Origin of the sequence: Pseudomonas persica, assembly GCF_900291015.1 — a bacterium.
Classification (GTDB): Bacteria; Pseudomonadota; Gammaproteobacteria; order Pseudomonadales; family Pseudomonadaceae; genus Aquipseudomonas.
Genome location: NZ_OLKL01000079.1, coordinates 1 through 330 on the forward strand (window position 1 = coordinate 1; position 330 = coordinate 330).

The 330-nt window shown below is 45.5% G+C and carries 1 protein-coding gene; it reads right to left on the reverse strand.

Annotated features, from left to right (window positions below; all coding sequences use genetic code 11):
- Window positions 1-330, reverse strand: a 330-nt coding sequence (locus FQ664_RS25775) for a class II fructose-bisphosphate aldolase (RefSeq protein ID WP_178091060.1), incomplete at both ends; no start/stop codon positions are given.

Below are 330 nucleotides of genomic sequence, written 5' to 3' on the forward strand. Positions count from 1 at the left end.
CGTCAGGATGTTCACTGAAATGATCTTTAACCGCGTTAGAGAATGCAATCTTTAGCTCTGTTGCGACATTAACCTTACAAATACCTAAATCAATACATCGATTTACCATCTCATCAGGAACGCCAGAAGCACCATGGAGAACTAATGGGATATCAACCATTGAACGGATTTTCTCCAGTCGGTCAAAGTCTAGTTGTGGCTCAGCTTTGTATAATCCGTGAGCCGTTCCGATGGCTACAGCCAGCGAGTCTATCCCCGTTCGGCGGACAAATTCTGCAGCTGAGGCTGGGTCTGTCATCAATGCATCGGCGCTATCAACAATTAAGTCAT